Here is a 19,273-nt window from a genome sequence, read left to right as displayed (position 1 = left end):
GCCCATTTTTTGATCGCGATTGTTTTTTCATATACCTGATCGTGCCGACAACTTCCTCCTCGTCATCAATTTCAATCGGTTGGGTCCGGGCGTGGTTTGCCGCGATAAAACTGGGTGAACGGCAGGGGAAGTTCGCTTTCATCATAGATCCCCAAAGTGATGCCGCGTGTTCGTGAGCGTTCGCGTTCAGCGATGATTTGTGCATCACTTCTTGTGGTGCGCTGCGACAAACGCCGCCCCCAGACCGCAAGCCGCTCATACATCAGCGTGATGATGCTCTGATGTTCGGGACTTTTCCACAGATCTTCATATTCAAAAGGGTCGCTTTGCATATCAAACAGCTGGCAGCGCATCCCTTCGGCATGGACGAATTTCCATCGTTCGTCTGCGATCATGAAAAGCCTTGCGGACGACGGATTTTCGGCCAGTTTCGCCACAGCAGGGTTGGTCCCATAGTCGTATTCGCTGACAACATAGTCGCGCCATTCCGGTGTTTGTCCGTGCAACCAGGGCATCAGGGAGCGCCCTTCAAGGATATGCGGCTTTGCCTCGCCACCCGAAACCTCAAGGAACGTCGGGGCAAGATCGATGCCTTCGACCAATGCCTCACACACGGTGCCCCGTGTCGCATCCGCCTGCGCGCCGGGGTCGCGGATGATCAGCGGGATTTTCACGGAAGGCTCATGAAACAAGTCTTTTTCGCCCATCCAGTGATCGCCCATATAGTCGCCATGATCCGAGGTCAGCACGATCATTGTGTCGTCCCACCGCCCAGTTTCCTTGAGCCAGGCAAAAAGCCGCCCCATCTGATCATCACACTGCTTGACCAGACCCATGTAGGCGGGGATCACGGCCTCGCGCACCTCGTCGCGGGAAAATGCCTTACCAATGCGCCCGTCCATGAAGGCCTTGTAAACAGGATGCGCCTCGTCCCTTTCACGGTTATGGCGCGCCACCGGGATCACGTGTTCCGGTCGATACATGTCGTTGTAAGGCGCCGGGGCGATATAGGGCCAATGAGGTTTGATGTAGCTCAGGTGCAGGCACCACGGATTGTTGCCCGACTGCTCCATGAACTCGATGGCGCGACTAGTCATATAGGGTGTTTCGGAATCGTCGTTCTCGACAACTGCCGCCTTGCGCGCGTTTTTCAGAAACCAGCCCGAGGCCATTTCTTCTGGATCTGCATCGTCGCGCCCGGAATTGGCAAAGTCATGCCAGGGGTTGGCAGAACGGTAGCCTTTTTCTCTCAGATACGCATTGTATCGCTCGGTCCCGTTTTCGTCATAAAGGCCATCCGGCCCCTCGGGCCGCATCCCGTCATCGCGCTCCCAGACGTCAAAGCCACATTGCTCCACCCGCATCCCGATCTCGCTTTCGCGGTCAATACCAAGAAGGGCCATACCTTCGTAGTCCGCTTTCATGTGGGTTTTGCCCACCAGCCAACAGTCCATGCCGGTGCTGCGCAGATGGTCACCCATGGTCCGTTCACCAACTTTCAGGGGCACTCGGTTCCAGGTCGCGCCATGCGAATGCACATAGCGGCCGGTATAAAACGACATGCGCGAAGCGCCGCACACCGGTGACTGGACATAGGCACGGGAGAACCGCACGCCTTCGGCTGCAAGCGCATCTATATGAGGCGTGTGCAAATGCGGATGCCCGGCGCAGCTCAGGTAATCCCAACGTAGCTGGTCGAACATGATGAACAGTATGTTCTTGGCTTTAATCACAGATCGAGCACTAGTTTCTTTGTTTTCGAGCGCGAACAGCAGACGGTGATCCGCGCGTTCGAAGCTTTCTCCAGATCGGTCTGCACCAGATCCCGGTGGTCTGGCATTCCCTCAACGACACGCGTCAGGCAGGTGCCGCAAACTCCGGATTGGCAAGAGACCTGAACGGAGATGCCGTTTTCTTCCAGTTTTTGCGCGATCGTTTCGCCCGGCTGAACTTCAAAGATTTTGCCGGATTTTTGCGCTACCACAGTGAACGGCGCGCCATCGGTGTTCACCTCGGCACCGAACCGTTCAAGATGCACGCAGGCGCTGTTCCAGGCGTTTTTTTCGGCCGCCTGCACGATGAAATCCATGAAACCGTTGGGCCCGCAGACGTATAAGTGCCGATCCGCGGCGGGGTTTTCCAACACCGCGTTCACATCCAGCATCTGCGCCTTGGGGCCGCTATCAATATGCAACTGGACCTTGTCGCCAAAGCGTTTCAACTCGTCCTTGAAGGCCAGCCTGTCGGCGGTGCGCCCGCAATAGTGCAGTTCCCAGGACGCGCCTTGAGCTTCAAGCGCATAGGCCATGTTGAGCATGGGCGTGATGCCGATGCCGCCCGCAAAAAGCACGCTGTGCGCCACACCGGTTTGCATGGGGAAGTTATTGCGCGGCTTACCAACGCGAATGTCCTGACCTTGTTTGAACTGGGTGTGGATTGCCGCAGACCCCCCACGCGACTTCGGATCAAGCAGGATGCCAAGGCGATATTTCGACACATCCGCAGGATCGCCGGTCAACGAATACTGACGGATCATACCTGACCTGATGTAGACGTCGACATGCGCGCCCGCCTCATAGGCCGGAAGCGGCGTGCCGTTAGCACTTTCAAGCGAAAGCCCTATGATATCGGTCGCAACGTTCTCTCTGCTGGCGACTTTTACGTTGAGCCAAGGGTCTTCGATCTCTGCACGCGTGGCTTCTGTCAGCACATCATCGGCCAAATGGACGCGAACCGGCAGCGTGGCGTAGCCTCTGACCGAATTGTTCAAAGCAACCGTTGGTTCATCAAGCAGTTCAAACCGCTCAACCCGCCTGCGCAGGGCGCGGACCAGGATTTGCATTTCCAAGCGGGCCAAATGCATCCCCATGCACATATGAACGCCCTGTCCAAAGCCCATGTGGTCGTGAACATCGCGGGCCACATCAAAACGCGCCGGGTCCTCGTATTTCGCAGGATCGCGGTTGGCCGAGGCAAACATCACCAGAACGCGGCTACCTTCGGGCAGCGGCTGACCCGCAAGTTTGGTGTCTTGCGAGACATAGCGCGTCCAGCCTCGCACAGGGGCACCAACGCGGACCGCTTCTTCGATAGCATTCGGAATCAGCTCCGGGTTTTCACGGATTTTCTTCCATTGATCCGGGTTATTTGCGAACAGTTCGATCAACTGGCCCGACACAGAAATTGTCGTATCAAGGGATGGGTTGATATAGTCCCGCATCAACTGGGCGCAGGTGTCAAACGAGATGCCACGTTCCGGACCGACTTCGAAAATGCGTTTGGCCCATCCCCCGTCTTTAAGCTTTTCAGGGCGCCCATACTCGACCAGGAAATCGCGCAGGTCCTTGAGGTCGTCAAAGGCCGCTTTTGTGCGGTCGTTCTCTGTTCCAAACAGATTGAACGTCGCACTGGCCCATTTGAGCATCTGCTTGCTATCGACGGCGGGCGGCAGGCCGACCAGTTCGGCGACAATTGTGACCGGCAGAAACCGGGCGAAATCGGTTACGGCATCAAATTCGCCGCGCTGGCACAGCGTATCAACAAGGCCTTCGGCCGCGTCCTGAATCTGTGCCTCAACCGCCTTCAACGCCCCGGGATACAGCGGCTCGGCTGTGATGGACCGGGTGCGGTCATGCGCCGGTGGGTCTGAATTCAAGGTCGAGCCGACAAGGATGTCGTTGACTTTCTGCAGGGGCGACACGCCCCGGGCGCTGGAGTAGAGTAGCGGCTGGCGCAGGACTTCGCTGACTTCACGATAGTTTGGCAGCGCGTAGAGATCGTGCTTTTCAAGATAAACCACCGGGCCAAGCGCCCTGAGGTCTTCGTACATGGGGTAAGGATTTCGGATCGCTTCATCGGAATAGAAATCAACGCTGGAAACCGGAATGCCGGACGGGATTGGCGCGCGCGCATTCATGTTGAAACCTCCTTGGGTAAACATAAGCTTTTCAGATCAAGTAGGTCAGATTGGTTAAACGCGCCCATACCGCCATCAATTGCGATATCCTCGCCTTTCAGCCAATTGCTGGCAGGCGACAAGACAAAAGCTGCGATCTCGGCGATTTCCTCGGCGGTTCCCGTGCGCCCTGCACGGGCGACGTTCTTGGCCATCTTGTCACCGAAGGCGCGTTGAAAATCACCAATGATGCCTGTCAATACGCCACCCGGGCTCAGCGAATTCACCCGGATATCACGCGCGACCATCGTCTCGGTTTCGGCAATTGTCCAAAGGATGATCGCCTCCTTCGACAGGTTATAGCACTGGGTCGCAGTGATCGCTTCTGTGCGAACAAAATCTTCGAGTTGGTCGCGCCGTGTGAGCTGTGCCAGTCGCTTGACCTGATCAATCCCATCGCGCCAGCCGTGCCCTGCGCGGCTGGCCATATTTAGGATCGACGCAGCGGGCAACAAATGGTCCCTTAGGCGTTGGGTAAAGGCACGGGTGCCAAGGAAGTTCACCTGCAAGATGGTGACCTCAAGCCCGTCGCGCGGCGGCAGACCCGCATTGTTGCACAGCCCATTCAACGGTTCATCTAACTGGCGAGTGGCAGCCGCGATGCTCTCCATGTCGTCCAGATCAAGAGGGATGAACCTGTCAACGTTGACGTGGGTCTCATGCAGATCAAACCCGATGACCCGGTGGCCTTGGGTTTTCAGAACACGGGCCAGTTCAGCACCGATACCACTTGCCACTCCGGTTACGGCATAGGTGAGTTTAGACATTCGCAGATCCTCTCTCAATTCGTATTGAAGAGTGATGCCCGGCGCCAATTAATAAAAGGCTTGAAATATCGTCATCTATAAGATTTGATTATCACGATGAGGGTTCAGCACATTCAAATCCTGGTCGCGATCGCGGAACAAGGAAGCCTTCGAGGGGCTGCCAAAACGCTGGGCAAGTCCCAGCCGGCGCTCACGCAAGCGTTGCGTCAGGCCGAGGATGATCTAGGCGTTGCTGTCTTTACCCGCACCTCGCGTGGTGTTGAATTGACCAAGATTGGAGAGCGGATTTTGCGCCGCGCGCGCACGATCACGTCAGAAGTGTCGCGGCTCGAAGAAGAAGTTGCGCAGTTGCGGGGCGAACAGGTCGGTGCAGTGACTGTTGGCTTGTCGCCGCTCGCCGCCGTGCGTGTGATGCCAAGAGCATTGACCTTGTTTCGCAAAACCCACGCGAATATCGACGTGCGGTTGACAGGCGGGTTGTTCCCCGAAGCCTTGAAGCCTCTGCGCGAAGGGCGCGTTGATATCCTTGTCGGGCCGGCACCACCGACAGGCTTGGCGCGTGAAATCACGGTTGAGCCACTGCTTGAACTTCCGATAGATGTCGTAACCTCCGCCACCTCCAAGCATTTGGCAGCCAAATCGCTTGGCGAGTTGACAGATGCCGACTGGATCATGATTGGTGGCCCCGGCGGCCCTGGCGATATCTTTCGCAAACCCTTTATTGAAAATGGCCACACGCCCCCAAGGCCGATTGCAACGTCGGAATCGTATTTTGGGGCGCTGTCTCTGGTCGAAAATCTGGGCGCGGTTTGCACCTTTCCCCGACACTTGCTGGAAGAGCTCGGACAGGCCCGGAAGATTGCTTCCATACCGGTGCGCGAGACGATTGAACCTTTGCAACTGGCGCTGATGACCCGCGCTGGCCATCCGCTGACACCTGCGGCTGATGCGCTGGCCATGTGCATTCGCCGGAGGGTCAGCTCAATGTAGTCGATAGTTTTTTCTTTTCGCGATAGCAAAAACAGGACTGATTATTATCGCGCTGCCGTTCTACGCTGGTCGCAATTTCATTCCTGAAAGGGCGGGACCATGGGCGCAGCAACTGAAACCAGACTCTTCATCGACGGTGAGCCATGTTCTGCCTCTGATGGCGGAAACTACGAGATTTTCAATCCGGCCCGCCCGTCCGAACTGGTTGGGCGTGCAGCGGCGGGAACACCTGATGACGTTGAACGCGCCATGCAAGCCGCGCATGCCGCCTTTCCGGCCTGGGCGGCGTTTAGTTACAGCGAACGCGCCGATATGTTACGCAAAGTCGCCGCAGCCATTACGCAAAACATGGAAGAGGTCGAGGCCCGGGCCAAAGTTTTCACGCGCGAGCACGGCAAGATCCTGTTCGAAACCCGCCTCGAAATCAGCCGCCTTGGCGAACGGTTCTTGCAGTGCGCCAACTATGGCGAGCGTCTGGCGCAGGATGAACTCATCAAGGCTGCGCCAAATGACACAATCATCACCCGCCAGCCGCGCGGGGTTGCCGCCTTGGTTGTGCCTTGGAACTGGCCTCTGGCCATTCTGGGCGCAAAGCTTCCACAAGCGTTGATGGCAGGCAATACGGTTGTCGTGAAACCATCGGCCAATTCAGCATTGGCTCCCGCGCTGACCTTGCAGAGAGTCGCAGAAATGCTGCCCCCGGGTGTCGTGAATATCGTCACCGGATCAGCCAGCCAGATCGGCGATGCAATTATTGGCCATCGACATGTCCGGTATGTAAACTTCACCGGCTCCGTCGACGTTGGCCGCCATGTCATGAAAGTAGCGGCCGAGAACATCACACCGGTAACTCTTGAACTCGGCGGCAACGATGCTGGTATCGTTTGCCACGATGCCGACCTGTCGGGCGACGCGTTTCAGCGGCTTTATCGTGCGGCGTTTATGTCGACCGGTCAGATTTGTTATGCCCTGAAGCGGCTTTATGTGCACAGATCCCGCTTTAATGAAGTTGCGGAAGGCCTTCGCGCTGCGCTTAATGCGCAAGTCATAGGTGACGGATTGCTGCCGGAAACCACCATGGGCCCGATGAACAACACCAAACAACTGAAAGTGGTCACCGACATGATCGCCGAGGCGCGCGCCAAGGGACAAGATGTGCATGAGCTTGGCCAAATTTCGGATCAGGAGTTGTTTGAGACCGGATATTTCCAACGCCCCACATTGGTCTTCAATGCTGATCCGTCTCTGTCGGTGGTCAAGCACGAGCAATTTGGCCCGATTTTGCCAATCCTGCCGTTCGAGACGGAAGATGAGGCGATTGCCATGGCCAATGACGATCAATTCGGCCTCGCCTCATCCATCTGGTCCGAAGATACAGATCGCGCGGTCGCTCTCGCCCGTCGCATCGAAGCAGGTTACAGCTTTATCAATGCGCATGGGCCTTCGGCGATGGATAACAATGGCCCGTTCGGCGGTTTCAAGAAATCTGGCATCGGGCGGAATTTTGGCTATGAGGGCGTTCTTCAGTTTCAAGGCTATCACTCAATTGCTGGATCGCCCGGAAGCCTCCTCTAGTTCAGAATCCCAGAACCAAGGGACCGGAAGTGCCAGCCCGACCAATCAGAGAGGTGGTATGGAAAGTCCCGCAGGAGAGTGTCCGATCTTCGGTCTAACTGCGCTTTGATCCATGCTTCTTGAGAGGAGCAAGGACGATGACGATTTCCAAGGAATTACTGGACGAACGGCTGAAGGGCTGCGAGCGGCCTGAAGATCTGCTTGGCGACGCCGGGTTGATGAAAGAGCTGCAGATCAAGCTGATGGAACGCATGTTAGGCGCGGAGCTGACGGCCCATCTGGGCCAGGAGGACGGCAAGGACGCGCCACCGAGTCAGCCCAACCGGCGCAACGGCACGTCAGCCAAGCGCCTGAAGGGCCGGGACGGCGAGTTGCCTTTCCCGGTGCCGCGGTCCAGACTGCATCGTGCATCTGGACGCCATTCTCTGAACTTCTACGCATGGAAAGACCGCCAGGTTGTAGCCGCCGATCTACGCCTGATTTACGGGGCCGCCACAGCCGATCTGGCGGCTGCGGAACTGGATGCCTTCGAGGAAAAATGGGCCGGAAAATATGCCAGAATCGCTCCGGCATGGCGGCGAGCGTGGCAGGAGGTGATCCCGTTCTTCGCCTTCGATCCGGCGATCCGGCGATCCGCAAGATCATCTACACGACCAATGCTATCGAGAGCCTGAACCGTGTGATCCGCAAATCCATCAAGACCCGCGGCTCATTCTCAACCGAAAAAGCCGCGACAAAGCTGATCTACCTGGCCATCCGCAACTTCGCGAGAGGAGGCCGCAATGTCCGAGAATGGTTTGCCGCCCGCAATCATTTCGCTATCATGTTCGAGGATCGCTTCAGCGCGTGACAATATCTGAAACCCGCATGGGTCGGCCAGATACACAAAATTCATGACACTCCCTCCCGCAGTGTGTGAATTCAGGACTTCAGAATCGCTGCCTAATGCCCGAATGACCGCATCCACCTCTGCGATGCGGCGACGATTTTGCGGCGGCGCAGCAGGTTCTCGTGCTGCATGCGCACGCAGCAAGATTTTGGCACTTCTGCTGTGGGCTCTTTCTCGCCGTTCGCTGCGTCTTGGACCAACGACCGCTTTGCAAAAGTTTAAGAAGTCACCTTCTAAGGCATACCTCTCTGCCAGACCTTCAACCAAAAATTACAAGTCTTCATGAACTCAATATATGTTTGTTTCCATCCAAAAAGCAGCGTAGCGCAGTAACCCTAGTTGCTCGCTACACTGAGCGCAGACCTAACGTAGTCACCGCTTACAGCCCGCGCACAGACGCTGTGTGACACCCACAATGTTCAGCTGCCAGATATTGGTCCCTGCGCCCCTTGCGGCTTTAGCCTGTCGTAGTCAGCCTGTGATGTTGCAGTTGATAGGGCTGAGGGCATGCCGCCACCTGCAGCGTCTGGCGCAGCCTGTTGTGGCTTGGGCCCATTGGGCTTGGGAATTTGCGGTGGTGCAATGGCCTTGCCAATACGTGATTTGGGTTTGCTCTTTGCCTTTACTGCGCCACCCTTGAGGCGTGTCTCCAGCTTGTTTGCTAAGAAGCTTGTGGTGTTGGCAAAAGTCTTAATGTCCTCAATGGCTTGATCCAGCTGAACACTAGCTGAAGCCTTCTCAATCACATCTATCAGTCGGCGTAGTTCCTCGCGGTCAGTCATATGCGCCTCCAGTTGAGGGGAGTGGGGTTAGTAAAAGACCACCCAGACTTGATAAGTACTTCCCTAGAAAAATCCGCAGCGCAGATTTTTGCGGCTGCAGGGGGAATTTCGGATGAGATACGTCATAAGTGACGTTGCAATGATTAAATCGCATTATACCGCCATCCGTTCTGGCGCACGCCACACTGCCTCTGACTGCTCAGCTATGGCCCTGTCACAAAGTGCCTTAAGGTTTGCCAAACGCTCACTCCACGCTTGATGATTTTGCTGATCACTTGCCGCCAATCGCGCTGCATAATACCCAAGCTTGCTTGCACAAATGCTCAGGGTTTCTACACTGGGTTCCGTGTTGTGGTAGCGCAGCACGCGGATATAGCCCTCACTGCGTCCCAGCCAACTGTGGCAGAACTCCGGTGTGTTCTGCACAATGCCCGTTGCTATCAACTCATCGCGCATGTGTTCCAATAGTCTTATGCTCATCCAATCCTCCAATGCATTGTTTGCATTGTATTTATCTCATCGCTGCTGAGCCGGCGTATTTATCCATCAGGCTTTCCATCCAATCTTCACACTGCCGTTTCTGCCCTGTTTTCCTTCTTCGTTGATAAATACATGCGGAGAACCACATGGGATTTGAGCAGCGCAAACAAGAACGACAGGCATTGGTGCAGTATCTGCTGGCGCAAGACTGGAATGTGTTTGGCACGCTCAAGTTCGTGAACGGCAGAACCATTGGCAGAGCGAGCGCCAACAAACTCCTGCGCAGCTACTGGAACAAAGTGGATCGCGTGATCTATGGCAAAGCCGCTGAGCGTCAGAACATGCGCGTGCCACGCTGGTGCTTTGCACATGAGGGCGCGGATTATGAGAACTTCCATGTTCACTTCGTAATGCCAAGCCCACTGCAGGACACAGAACACATGTGCTGTTTGCTCAATGCAATCTGGGCGCAGCATCACACACAAACAGCGCCACTCGTTAAAAACTGGATCATGCCCGTAAAAGACCGTGCAGCTGTGACAAGCTATGTCACGCACGAATACTGGCGCATGGGCAGTGACACAATCTCAGACAACCTCAGTTGGAATGCAGAGCATTCAAATCCGCAGCCACAGCACGCATTGAATGAGCACTACACCCAACAACAAGCACATCGCATTTCAAGGGCAGCCAGCCCACTCTGGCTACAGCAGGCACAACAGGCATTAAACACACAACAGGCACAATATGAGGCAAGCGGTGATTTGCAGATGATGGAGCGTGGCTAAGCCCCTTCGCACAGCAAACACCTGAGCAGTTTGAACACGACAGATGCCAATGGCGCAGGTCTTGGCACATCCTTGTTCACGAGCTGTTGTTCAAACTAACAAAGGTTCAAAAGAACACAGAACATCAAGACTAGCTCAAACGAAGATGATCAAACAGACAGAGACTTAACAGAAAGACAGCGTCAGCGGAGCAAACCGTTAGACGCTTTTTTTGTGGGCGCGGGGTCGGTGTGTGAGCGCTGCTTTTTTATACGCCAATCATTAAGCGCGAACACATGTGACCAATGCTGCACTTATCTGTGCATTACCCCATAGTCTAATATTATCTCATAAATTCAGATACTTGACTTTCTTTTCGGTCGTCCAATGTTTCATTTGAACATACGCTTTAGCTGTAACCAAACAGCAAGGAGCGCACATGACACATCTCGCAAAGCTTACATTCAAAACAGTTGATCGCAGCACCAAACGCGATCCCATCATCAGTAGACGTGACAAACTCGTAGCAGGGCTTAAGGAACAAAAGCTGGTGCATGCGGCAGTACTCAAGAAGCAAGATCATCGGGTTGAACGACACAAATGGATCAAGGATGAGTTTGGAGAAGCACAGCTGATCAAAACGCATCGCCGTGTTCGCCCATGGTTCTTTGAGCAAGACAGTGGCTGGTATGTTCAGTGTCGTTATGGAGCACGTGTGATTGCAGCCGATGGCACCAACAATGCGGTGTTTGTGAAGTCATTGGATGAGGTGGCAGCTGTTCTTGATGCCTTCCTCAATGCAGCTGCGGAAGGGGATTTGGATGGGGCCATCACCAAAGTTGCAGAACGGCAACCACGCATCAAACCCGGGGCAGCCAAGGCAGCAGCAAATGCCAATGCCTGACGCAAACACAGCAATTATAGCTGCACTTAACGATCGGGCGCGGCGGCGTCTTGATCATTGTCGCTGGATACTCACTCAAGGCGTGTTGGCCTGTGACCCTATCACAGTTACAGAACTGCTGATTGCCGTAGAGGACTTCGATGCATTCACGCTAGACAACGACCCATATGCGGAGCATGACTTTGGGGCCATCAAGCTAAACGGCAACACGTTCTTTTGGAAGTTTGACTATTACGATCTAGACCTGCAGATGCACTCGCCTGATCCAAGCGATCCTGCTGTGACTGCACGGGTGCTCACCGTCATGCTGGCAGAGGAGTATTGAAGAGCCACCCATAGACTGGTTGACGCTGGCAATCACGCCCATGTGTTGATACCCGGTCGGCATGTCAGCAATAGACCTCGGCCCATTTGTTCTCAGCATTGAACGCTTTGCAGCACTGCTCGGCGTGGTCGTATTTGTTGTCGTCGCAGAGATCTTCGCACGTGTAACCAAAAATCGCGCATTAAGCAGCTGGTCCAGTACAACCGTCTTGTGGGCCTTCATTGGGGCCCGGCTTAGTCATGTGATCGCCTTTTGGCCCAGTTTTGCGGAAGAACCTTGGCGCATTATTGCCATCTGGCAAGGTGGGTTCTCAGTAGCAGGTGCAGCAATTGGAGTTGTACTCGTTACAGCTTGGTCATTGTGGCGGTCATTGCCCTTTGTACCTGCTGCTTCGGCGCTTTGGGCAGGCGTGATCGTGTGGCAAGTGGTGCTCTTCGATGTTGCGCCCCGCGCGCCTGTAGCATTGCCTGTAGAACCTTTGGTAACAATCGAGGGTGAGAGACTAGTTCTGACGTCACTCGTCGCTTCAGACAAGCCGATCATCATCAACCTCTGGGCCACATGGTGTCCGCCTTGTCGCCGCGAATTGCCTATGCTCGTAACAATTGCCGAGCAGCGTGATGATGTCATTTTCCTTTTGGCATCCCAAGGTGAAACTGCCGCCCATGTTAACCGATACCTAGCCGGTAAGGGTATTAGCCCAGAACACATGCTGATCGATACCAGTAGGATGCTCTCACAGCATTATAGCACAGTGGGACTGCCTGTAACGCTGTTCATCGGCCCTGACGGCGTGCTTGCGCACACACATGTGGGCGAGATTTCACGCGAGGTGTTGTTGAGCCGGATTGAACGGTTGCAGTAGCGCGATTTACAGCGAGCAGAACGCTGTCGCACAAAACCTCATAGAAGTTACATAGTATGAGATTATTGCGTAAGTCATTGTAAAATATAGACTTCATCTAAGGCGTCTTTCCAGTAGGAAGACCAATACCTCAGACTTTATACTCAAAGCACACAAAAGCTTAGGTTTTGAGGGGATCAGCACATGCGCCAAGCACAGACATTGAACGAGGCGCAACTGCGCAGGGTTATACAATACTGCCGCAGCCGTCGTCATCCAACACGTGATGAGACAATCATACTCACTAGCTTCTACGCAGGGTTAAGGGCCAAGGAGATTGCCGCTCTCACAGTCGGCAATGTGTTTGATGAGGCAGGCAACGTGCGTGAGCAGTTCATCCTCAGCGCAGCACAAAGCAAAGGCGGGCACACACGCACGGTGTATTTGAACCAGCGGCTTCGTAAGGCGCTTGGAGACTATGGTGCGATCAAATACTTGGGCAATCCACAGCGCCCACTGTTCGAGAGCCAAAAGGGCGGGCACTTCTCAGCAAACACAATGTGTCAGCTGTTCTTGGACATCTACAAGGCTGTGGGGCTCAAGGATGCTTCAAGCCATTCGGGAAGACGCACTTACATCACGAGGTTGGCCAACAAAGGGGTGGGTGTGCGCTTGCTGGCCGAGTTGGCGGGACATTCGCATATATCGACTACTCAGCGGTATATCGACGTGAATGCGGAGCAACTGAGTGAGGCGGTGGAGTTGCTGTAATCGCTTTCGGCCCATAGTGGGCCTTCATGTGCCGCGCAGCGATGAACAGCTTCGAGCCCCAACTTGGTCACTGTTATTTTGTGCTGCGTGCGCTTGCAGCGCGACAGATGCTTCAAGTGCGCGGCTCGCGGTTCCGCTATGCAACGCAAAAACCGGCCATTCATGTGATCTTCGGTGAACAACTGGGCGTCCCGAGCTGGAACGTGGGCCAAATGGTCGCTCTCGGCGATGGTACAAGTATCGACTATCATCCGTGCCGCATAGGCATTTTGCAACTGAGATTTGCCAAGCCTACCAATTTTTCTTCTCGAACGGGCGGCAAACTAAAGGCGGAGGAGGCTGTGCACGGGCATCGACTACGCGTTTCGCACACTGGATTCGCATGGCGTTTGCAACTCGATCTTTCCCTGATCTGCCAACCGAACAACGCCCCTAAATCGAGGTCAAAAGCTCGTATCCTGGCGCGGTGAAGGCTTTGACTAAGGTGATGGGCGCAGTCCCGATCCAAGTTGTTCGTTCAATCACAAGCAAGGCGCTGCCTTTCTCAATGCTGAGGTGTTGTGCCGTCTCCACATCGGCAGAAATTGCATAAAACCTGAGATCGCAGCGGGTGAATGGTTTGTTCCTAACTAGCCATTCATTGGCACTTTCGCGCGCCAAATCGACATTGAGGATTTCAGGCACTGTATCTGTGCACACCCAGCGATCCTCATATATGTGTGGCTTGTGATCAGCCAAATGTAACGCCCGCACTCGCATCATTTGTGTTGGCCCTGATAACTCGAATTTTCCGGCAACCTCTCGTGCAGTTTCAGAACGCTCTTGATCAATTAGATGATAGCCATAAATGCTCCCACGCCTTTCCACCTCGCGTCGCGTGATGGGAATATCAAGCGTGGCACGCGTTACAGGATCCAAGCGAACATGAGTGCCGCCTTTGCGCTTGCGCTCCACTAGCCCGGCGTCTGACAGATTGCGCATAGCGCGTTGCACTGTAGATCGTGCGCACCCTAACTGATCTGCAATATCCGCATCGCGTGGCAGTTTGTCGCCAGGCGAAAAAGTACGATTGAGAATTCCTGCGCGGATCTGATCTCTGACTTCTTGCCAAGATAAGCGCGACACTTGTGTCAAATATTCTGCTCCAGTTCTGCCATTGTTGCGGTGAACTTCTTTGTTATACGTTCACGCTCAATATGGCGACCCTCTTTGACAACGTGGCGTCCGGCGCTCCAAACATCGCTGATGCAACGCTGCCCATTACCACCGAATATAAGAGTATCTAGTGCCATATCGCCTGACCGGTTAACGCCCCATTCGTTGTCCAGATCAACCGCCAAAATATCCGCCAGCTTGCCCACTGCAAGGGTGCCGCTGTCACGGCCACCAGCCTGAGCGCCGCCCCTTGCCGCCGCCTCAAACAAGACACGCCCTGTCGAGCGATCCGCCTTGGCAAGGGCCGCGCGGCTTTTGTCGCGCAGGCGTTGCGAGTATTCGAGCGATTTCAGCTCCTCAAACAGGGAGATATGCACGGTTGAATCAGAGCCAAACCCGATATTGCCACCGTGGCCCAGATAGTGCGTGCCGTTGAAGATCCCGTCGCCCAGATTGGCCTCTGTGATAGGGCATAGGCCAGCGACAGCACCTGTGGCCGCCAGCGCCTGTGTTTCCAGCGGCGTCATCTGCGTACAATGGATCAGACACCAGCGCGGATCGACATCATAGTTGCTTAGCAACCATTCGGTTGGGCGTGCGTTGAGGGCCGCTTGCACTTCTTCAACCTCGGCTACCTGTTCGGCCAAATGCATGTGAACCGGCCCATTGCCAGCAAGCGATAGAGCATCGCTCAGCCCCAATGTGTCGACGGCGCGCAACGAATGCGGCGCAACGCCGATGTTAAAGTCCTCGGGGCCTGTTGCCACGGCCTTTGCCGCGCCTTCGTGCAGCCGAGCGAATTGCATGGGGTCGTTTCCAAAGCGTCGCTGGCCACCTGCCAAGGGGCGCTTATCAAGTCCGCCGAACTGATAGAGAACGGGGAGCAGTGTCAGGCCGATGCCAACGTCTTTTGCAGCCTCCACGATCTGTTCGGACAGCTCTGCCAAGTTAGCGTAAGGCACACCACCTGCGTTATGATGTAGGTAATGGAATTCGGCGACGCTTGAGTAACCCGCCTCCAACATTTCCAGAAAGACCTGTGCGGCAATAGCCTGAATTTGGTCTGGTGTCAGCTGATCGAGAAACTTGTACATCAGTCGCCGCCATGTCCAGAAGCTGTCGCTTGGGTCGGGCCCGCGCGCTTCTGTTAGCCCCGACATCGCGCGCTGGAATGAATGACTGTGCAAGTTTAGCGGCGCAGCAAGAGCCAGCCCGACTGTTGGCGTGGCTCCGTGGGGGGCGGGCCTAATGTGCGCGATTCTCCTGTCTTTGATGCCAATCTCGACATTCGCTTCCCATCCGTTCGATGTAAGTGCCTGTTTGGTGACAATTTTTTACACAGCAAGAATTCCTTGACTTAATTAAGTAGCTACATATTAATTAAAGGCACCTACTTATTCAAGGTGTTTCCATGAGCGACTCAGTCCTACTCACTCACCTCAAGGCAGCGACGATGGTCGATACCGCATCCGGCTACGGGCTGATCAAAGACGCTGGCATTGCGCTCGAGCAGGGTCAGATCCGTTGGGTTGGACAGATACACGACTGCCCTGCTGAAATTGCAAAACTGCCGACGCATGACTGTGGTGGTCGCCTCGTCACACCGGCCCTGATTGACTGCCACACGCATATCGTCCATGGCGGAAACCGCGCGCAGGAATTCGAAATGCGCCTTGAAGGCGCGAGCTACGAAGAAGTTGCTCGCGCGGGAGGCGGTATCGTTTCCACCGTAAAGGCAACGCGTGAGACCAGCGAGGAAGACCTTCTTGAAGCCACCTTGCGTCGAGCAGACGCGCTGATTTCCGAAGGTGTTGCCACCATCGAGATCAAGTCCGGTTACGGGCTGGATCATGACACCGAGCTAAAAATGCTACGTGTTGCACGCGCTGTCGCGAGCGCCCGTCCGATCAATGTTAGCACCAGTTTTTTGGGTGCTCATGCGGTGCCCGCAGGTGCTGATGCCGACAGCTATATTGATGACATTTGCATTCCGACCCTCAAAACGGCTCACGCCGAGGGATTGGTTGATGTGGTAGACGGGTTCTGTGAAGGCATCGCCTTTGACACCGCCCAAATGCGCCGTGTTTTTGAAGCGGCGCGCGCGCTCGGCTTGCCTGTAAAGCTGCATGCCGAACAGTTGAGCAATATTGGCGGCACCGCCCTTGCGGCGGAGTTTGACGCCTTGTCGGCAGACCATGTCGAATATGCCAGCGACGCCGACGCGGAAGCATTGGCGCGCTCCGGCAGTGTTGCGGTGATCCTGCCCGGGGCTTTCTATGCGATCCGCGAAGAGCAAGCGCCACCGATCGCAGCCTTTCGAAAGCACGGCGTGCACATGGCCGTCGCAACCGACTGGAACCCAGGTTCATCGCCGCTTGGCTCTGTCCTCCTAGCGATGAACATGGCATGCACGCTGTTTCGCCTGACACCCGCTGAAGCCTTGGCAGGAACAACCCGCAGCGCCGCCCGCGCGCTTGGGTTTTCTGACCGTGGAACACTTGCTGCCGGCCAACGGGCTGACTTAGCGATCTGGGATGTAACGTCACCTGCCGAGCTGTCCTATGGAATTGGCATCAACCCGCTGCACAAACGTATGTTTGGGGGGCAATTTGATGCAGATTGAGACCTCTCGCGGCACAAGCCCGCTGGTTCTGGGCTTGCCCCATACGGGCACAAACATTCCCACCGATTGCCTTGCGCGGATGAACGAAACAGGCCGTGCTATGGCCGATACGGACTGGCACATTCACAACCTTTATGACGGGTTGTTAGAGGGTGTTACAACCGTACGCACCCCGATCCATCGTTATGTGATCGACGTCAACCGCGACCCGAGTGGCGCAAGCCTTTACCCTGGCCAGAACACAACTGGCCTCTGTCCGCTGACAGATTTTGACGGGCAGAGCATTTACCTTGAAGGACAAGAACCGGACGCGGTCGAAATCGAGCGCCGCCGAGTGGCCTTCCACGCGCCCTATCACGCCGCCTTGGAGGCTGAACTGGACCGCATTAAAGCCATTCACGGCTTTGCAATCCTTTACGACTGCCACTCCATCCGCTCACAGATCGCGTACCTTTTCGACGGCACGCTGCCGGACTTCAACATCGGCACAAACCTTGGGACGACCTGCGCTCCCGCACTAGAAGAGGCCGTCACCTCTATCTGCTTCAAGGCAGCCGAATACACGCTAATTAACAATGGCCGCTTCAAAGGCGGCTGGACAACGCGCCATTACGGCAAGCCATCTGAGGGCTTTCACGCCATTCAGATGGAGCTGGCTCAATCGACATACATGATCGAGAGCGCCCCTTGGGCTTATGTCGACGAACGCGCGGAGAATCTCCGCGTTACCCTCAAATCGATCTTAGAAACACTGTCCGTCTGGAGACCCACATGAGCGACCCACGTAAGAACATCCGTGATATCTACCCACCCACCGGACCAAACCTGAACGCAAAAAGTTGGATGACCGAAGCGCCCCTGCGGATGCTGATGAATAACCTGCACCCGGATGTGGCCGAGAACCCGCACGAGCTAGTCGTTTATGGCGGCATCGGCCGTGCCGCGCGTACTTGGCAAGATTTCGATACCATCGTTGCGAGCCTCAAAGACCTTGAAGATGACGAGACATTGGTCGTGCAATCGGGCAAACCTATTGCCATCGTCAAAACCCACACGGACGCCCCGCGCGTTCTTATTGCCAACTCCAACCTTGTACCCCATTGGGCCACTTGGGATCACTTTAACGAACTCGATAAAAAAGGTCTTGCGATGTACGGTCAGATGACCGCTGGGTCATGGATCTACATCGGCTCGCAAGGTATCGTTCAAGGCACATATGAGACCTTCGTCGAAGCAGGGCGCCAGCACTATGATGGTGATCTAAAAGGAAAATGGATTCTCACTGGAGGCCTCGGCGGCATGGGCGGCGCGCAGCCACTTGCGGCCGTGATGGCCGGTGCGTGTTGCCTCGCGGTGGAGTGTAATCCAGAGAGCATAGATTTTCGCCTGCGCACAAAATACGTTGATGAACGTGCCGATACGTTGGACGAAGCGCTCGCCATGATCGAAAAATGGACAGCGGCAGGCGAAGCGAAATCGGTCGGATTGCTCGGCAATGCTGCCGATGTCTTCCCCGAACTCTACAAGCGCGGCATTCGCCCTGACATGGTGACTGACCAGACCAGCGCACACGATCCGCTGCATGGCTACCTGCCGCAGGGCTGGAGCATGGCGGAGTGGAAAGACAAACAGGAAAGTGATCCCAAAGCGGTCGAAAATGCGGCCCGCGCCTCAATGAAGACCCATGTGGCGGCGATGGTTGATTTCTGGAACGCTGGTGTGCCGACACTGGATTACGGAAACAACATTCGACAAGTCGCACTGGAAGAAGGGCTAGAGAATGCCTTTGCCTTCCCCGGTTTTGTGCCTGCCTATATCCGTCCGTTGTTCTGCCGTGGCATCGGCCCGTTCCGCTGGGCAGCGCTGTCGGGAGACCCTGAAGACATTTACAAGACTGATGCGAAGATGAAAGAACTCTTCCCAGAGAACACCCATCTGCACAACTGGCTCGACATGGCCCAGGAACGCATCGCCTTTCAAGGGCTGCCTGCGCGTATCTGCTGGATCGGGCTCGGCGATCGTCACAGGGCGGGCCTTGCCTTCAACGAAATGGTCGCCAGTGGCGAGTTAAAGGCTCCTGTTGTCATTGGCCGTGACCATCTCGACAGTGGTTCTGTTGCTTCGCCCAACCGCGAGACCGAAGCCATGAAAGACGGCTCGGATGCTGTAAGTGACTGGCCGCTGCTAAACGCGCTGGTCAACACGGCCAGCGGCGCAACATGGGTTTCAATCCATCACGGCGGTGGCGTTGGTATGGGATTTAGCCAGCATTCTGGCGTTGTGATCTGTGCGGATGGAACACCAGAGGCCGCCAAACGGATCGAGCGCGTTCTGTGGAATGACCCCGCTTCAGGCGTCTGGCGTCATGCGGATGCCGGGTATGAAGAGGCGATCGAATGCGCAAAGGCCAATGGCCTGCGCCTGCCGCGCATCTTGGGGAACTGAC

Annotated in this window: 18 protein-coding genes and 1 pseudogene; 12 read left to right on the top strand and 7 right to left on the bottom strand. The window is 55.5% G+C overall.

The genetic code is table 11. The features are described from left to right. Positions 1 to 71: 71 nt before the first annotated feature. From DSM117340_RS11490 to DSM117340_RS11480, 3 genes are read right to left on the bottom strand one after another with little or no spacing between them, the layout of a single operon-like run. A complete protein-coding gene (locus tag DSM117340_RS11490; RefSeq protein ID WP_354689649.1) occupies positions 72 to 1,733 on the bottom strand; it encodes a sulfatase-like hydrolase/transferase in 1,662 nt (553 codons plus the stop codon). Beyond that, positions 1,730 to 3,916: a cytochrome P450/oxidoreductase gene (locus DSM117340_RS11485; RefSeq protein WP_354689648.1), complete on the bottom strand. Its 2,187-nt coding sequence runs from the start codon at positions 3,914 to 3,916 to the stop codon at positions 1,730 to 1,732. Before DSM117340_RS11485 ends, DSM117340_RS11490 begins: the two co-directional genes overlap by 4 nt. Then, the gene (locus DSM117340_RS11480; RefSeq protein WP_354689647.1) at positions 3,913 to 4,722 is read right to left on the bottom strand and encodes an SDR family oxidoreductase; all 810 of its coding nucleotides are present in this window, start codon (positions 4,720 to 4,722) and stop codon (positions 3,913 to 3,915) included. The genes DSM117340_RS11485 and DSM117340_RS11480 overlap by 4 nt, the downstream gene beginning before the upstream one ends. A gap of 96 nt (positions 4,723 to 4,818) precedes the next feature. Between DSM117340_RS11480 and DSM117340_RS11475 the strand changes: the two genes are divergently transcribed. The 3 genes and pseudogenes from DSM117340_RS11475 to DSM117340_RS11465 all read left to right on the top strand — a co-directional run bounded on the left by DSM117340_RS11475 (position 4,819) and on the right by DSM117340_RS11465 (position 8,137). Further along, positions 4,819 to 5,712, top strand: a complete 894-nt coding sequence (locus tag DSM117340_RS11475) for a LysR substrate-binding domain-containing protein (protein ID WP_354689646.1) — start codon at positions 4,819 to 4,821, stop codon at positions 5,710 to 5,712. Positions 5,713 to 5,811: 99 nt separating this feature from the next. After that, positions 5,812 to 7,287, top strand: coding sequence for an aldehyde dehydrogenase family protein (locus DSM117340_RS11470; RefSeq protein WP_271437136.1), 1,476 nt, complete (start codon positions 5,812 to 5,814; stop codon positions 7,285 to 7,287). 137 nt (positions 7,288 to 7,424) lie between these two features. Next, positions 7,425 to 8,137 (top strand): annotated as a pseudogene (locus DSM117340_RS11465) (transposase). A gap of 458 nt (positions 8,138 to 8,595) precedes the next feature. Here DSM117340_RS11465 and DSM117340_RS11460 read toward each other — a convergent pair. Together DSM117340_RS11460 and DSM117340_RS11455 are read right to left on the bottom strand one after the other, a co-directional pair. Beyond that, on the bottom strand, positions 8,596 to 8,958 hold the full coding sequence (locus tag DSM117340_RS11460) for a hypothetical protein (RefSeq protein ID WP_354689645.1): 363 nt from the start codon (positions 8,956 to 8,958) through the stop codon (positions 8,596 to 8,598). Between the two features lie 153 nt (positions 8,959 to 9,111). Then, positions 9,112 to 9,438 carry a DUF6626 family protein gene (locus DSM117340_RS11455; RefSeq protein ID WP_354689644.1) on the bottom strand — a complete coding sequence of 109 codons (327 nt, stop codon included), beginning with the start codon at positions 9,436 to 9,438 and terminating at the stop codon, positions 9,112 to 9,114. A 146-nt stretch (positions 9,439 to 9,584) separates the two neighbouring features. Between DSM117340_RS11455 and DSM117340_RS11450 the strand changes: the two genes are divergently transcribed. The 6 genes from DSM117340_RS11450 (at position 9,585) to DSM117340_RS11425 (ending at position 13,519) form a co-directional block, all read left to right on the top strand. Then, the gene (locus tag DSM117340_RS11450) at positions 9,585 to 10,226 is read left to right on the top strand and encodes a hypothetical protein (RefSeq protein WP_354689643.1); all 642 of its coding nucleotides are present in this window, start codon (positions 9,585 to 9,587) and stop codon (positions 10,224 to 10,226) included. Between the two features lie 418 nt (positions 10,227 to 10,644). Beyond that, positions 10,645 to 11,109, top strand: a complete 465-nt coding sequence (locus DSM117340_RS11445) for a hypothetical protein (RefSeq protein ID WP_354689642.1) — start codon at positions 10,645 to 10,647, stop codon at positions 11,107 to 11,109. Beyond that, positions 11,102 to 11,434 carry a DUF3768 domain-containing protein gene (locus tag DSM117340_RS11440; protein ID WP_354689641.1) on the top strand — a complete coding sequence of 111 codons (333 nt, stop codon included), beginning with the start codon at positions 11,102 to 11,104 and terminating at the stop codon, positions 11,432 to 11,434. The genes DSM117340_RS11445 and DSM117340_RS11440 overlap by 8 nt, the downstream gene beginning before the upstream one ends. A 61-nt stretch (positions 11,435 to 11,495) precedes the next feature. Next, positions 11,496 to 12,299 (top strand): TlpA disulfide reductase family protein, encoded by an 804-nt coding sequence (locus DSM117340_RS11435; protein WP_354689640.1) that lies wholly within the window; start codon positions 11,496 to 11,498, stop codon positions 12,297 to 12,299. A gap of 183 nt (positions 12,300 to 12,482) precedes the next feature. After that, entirely contained in the window at positions 12,483 to 13,049 is a 567-nt protein-coding gene (locus DSM117340_RS11430; RefSeq protein WP_354689639.1) for a tyrosine-type recombinase/integrase, read from the top strand. A gap of 41 nt (positions 13,050 to 13,090) precedes the next feature. Continuing rightward, the gene (locus DSM117340_RS11425; RefSeq protein ID WP_354689638.1) at positions 13,091 to 13,519 is read left to right on the top strand and encodes a hypothetical protein; all 429 of its coding nucleotides are present in this window, start codon (positions 13,091 to 13,093) and stop codon (positions 13,517 to 13,519) included. On the opposite strand, the gene DSM117340_RS11420 is transcribed toward DSM117340_RS11425, so the two are convergent. Both DSM117340_RS11420 and DSM117340_RS11415 read right to left on the bottom strand, forming a co-directional pair. Continuing rightward, positions 13,482 to 14,174 (bottom strand): GntR family transcriptional regulator, encoded by a 693-nt coding sequence (locus tag DSM117340_RS11420; RefSeq protein WP_354690038.1) that lies wholly within the window; start codon positions 14,172 to 14,174, stop codon positions 13,482 to 13,484. The genes DSM117340_RS11425 and DSM117340_RS11420 overlap by 38 nt on opposite strands. Positions 14,175 to 14,179: 5 nt before the next feature. Beyond that, complete coding sequence (locus tag DSM117340_RS11415) at positions 14,180 to 15,535, bottom strand: formimidoylglutamate deiminase (RefSeq protein WP_354690037.1); 1,356 nt, start codon at positions 15,533 to 15,535, stop codon at positions 14,180 to 14,182. Positions 15,536 to 15,657: 122 nt separating this feature from the next. Here DSM117340_RS11415 and hutI point away from each other — a divergent pair, with 122 nt between their 5' ends. From hutI to hutU, 3 genes are read left to right on the top strand one after another with little or no spacing between them, the layout of a single operon-like run. Further along, positions 15,658 to 16,827 (top strand): imidazolonepropionase, encoded by a 1,170-nt coding sequence (gene hutI, locus DSM117340_RS11410; protein ID WP_354690036.1) that lies wholly within the window; start codon positions 15,658 to 15,660, stop codon positions 16,825 to 16,827. Then, positions 16,817 to 17,602: an N-formylglutamate deformylase gene (gene hutG / locus DSM117340_RS11405; protein ID WP_354689637.1), complete on the top strand. Its 786-nt coding sequence runs from the start codon at positions 16,817 to 16,819 to the stop codon at positions 17,600 to 17,602. Before hutI ends, hutG begins: the two co-directional genes overlap by 11 nt. After that, positions 17,599 to 19,272 (top strand): urocanate hydratase, encoded by a 1,674-nt coding sequence (gene hutU / locus DSM117340_RS11400; protein WP_354689636.1) that lies wholly within the window; start codon positions 17,599 to 17,601, stop codon positions 19,270 to 19,272. Before hutG ends, hutU begins: the two co-directional genes overlap by 4 nt. The last annotated feature ends 1 nt before the right edge of the window (position 19,273 follow it).

The organism is Lentibacter algarum, assembly GCF_040580765.1.
GTDB lineage: Bacteria > Pseudomonadota > Alphaproteobacteria > Rhodobacterales > Rhodobacteraceae > Lentibacter > Lentibacter algarum.
Note: the sequence above shows the minus strand (reverse complement) of the source record. Positions and strands in the feature narration are given on the sequence as shown.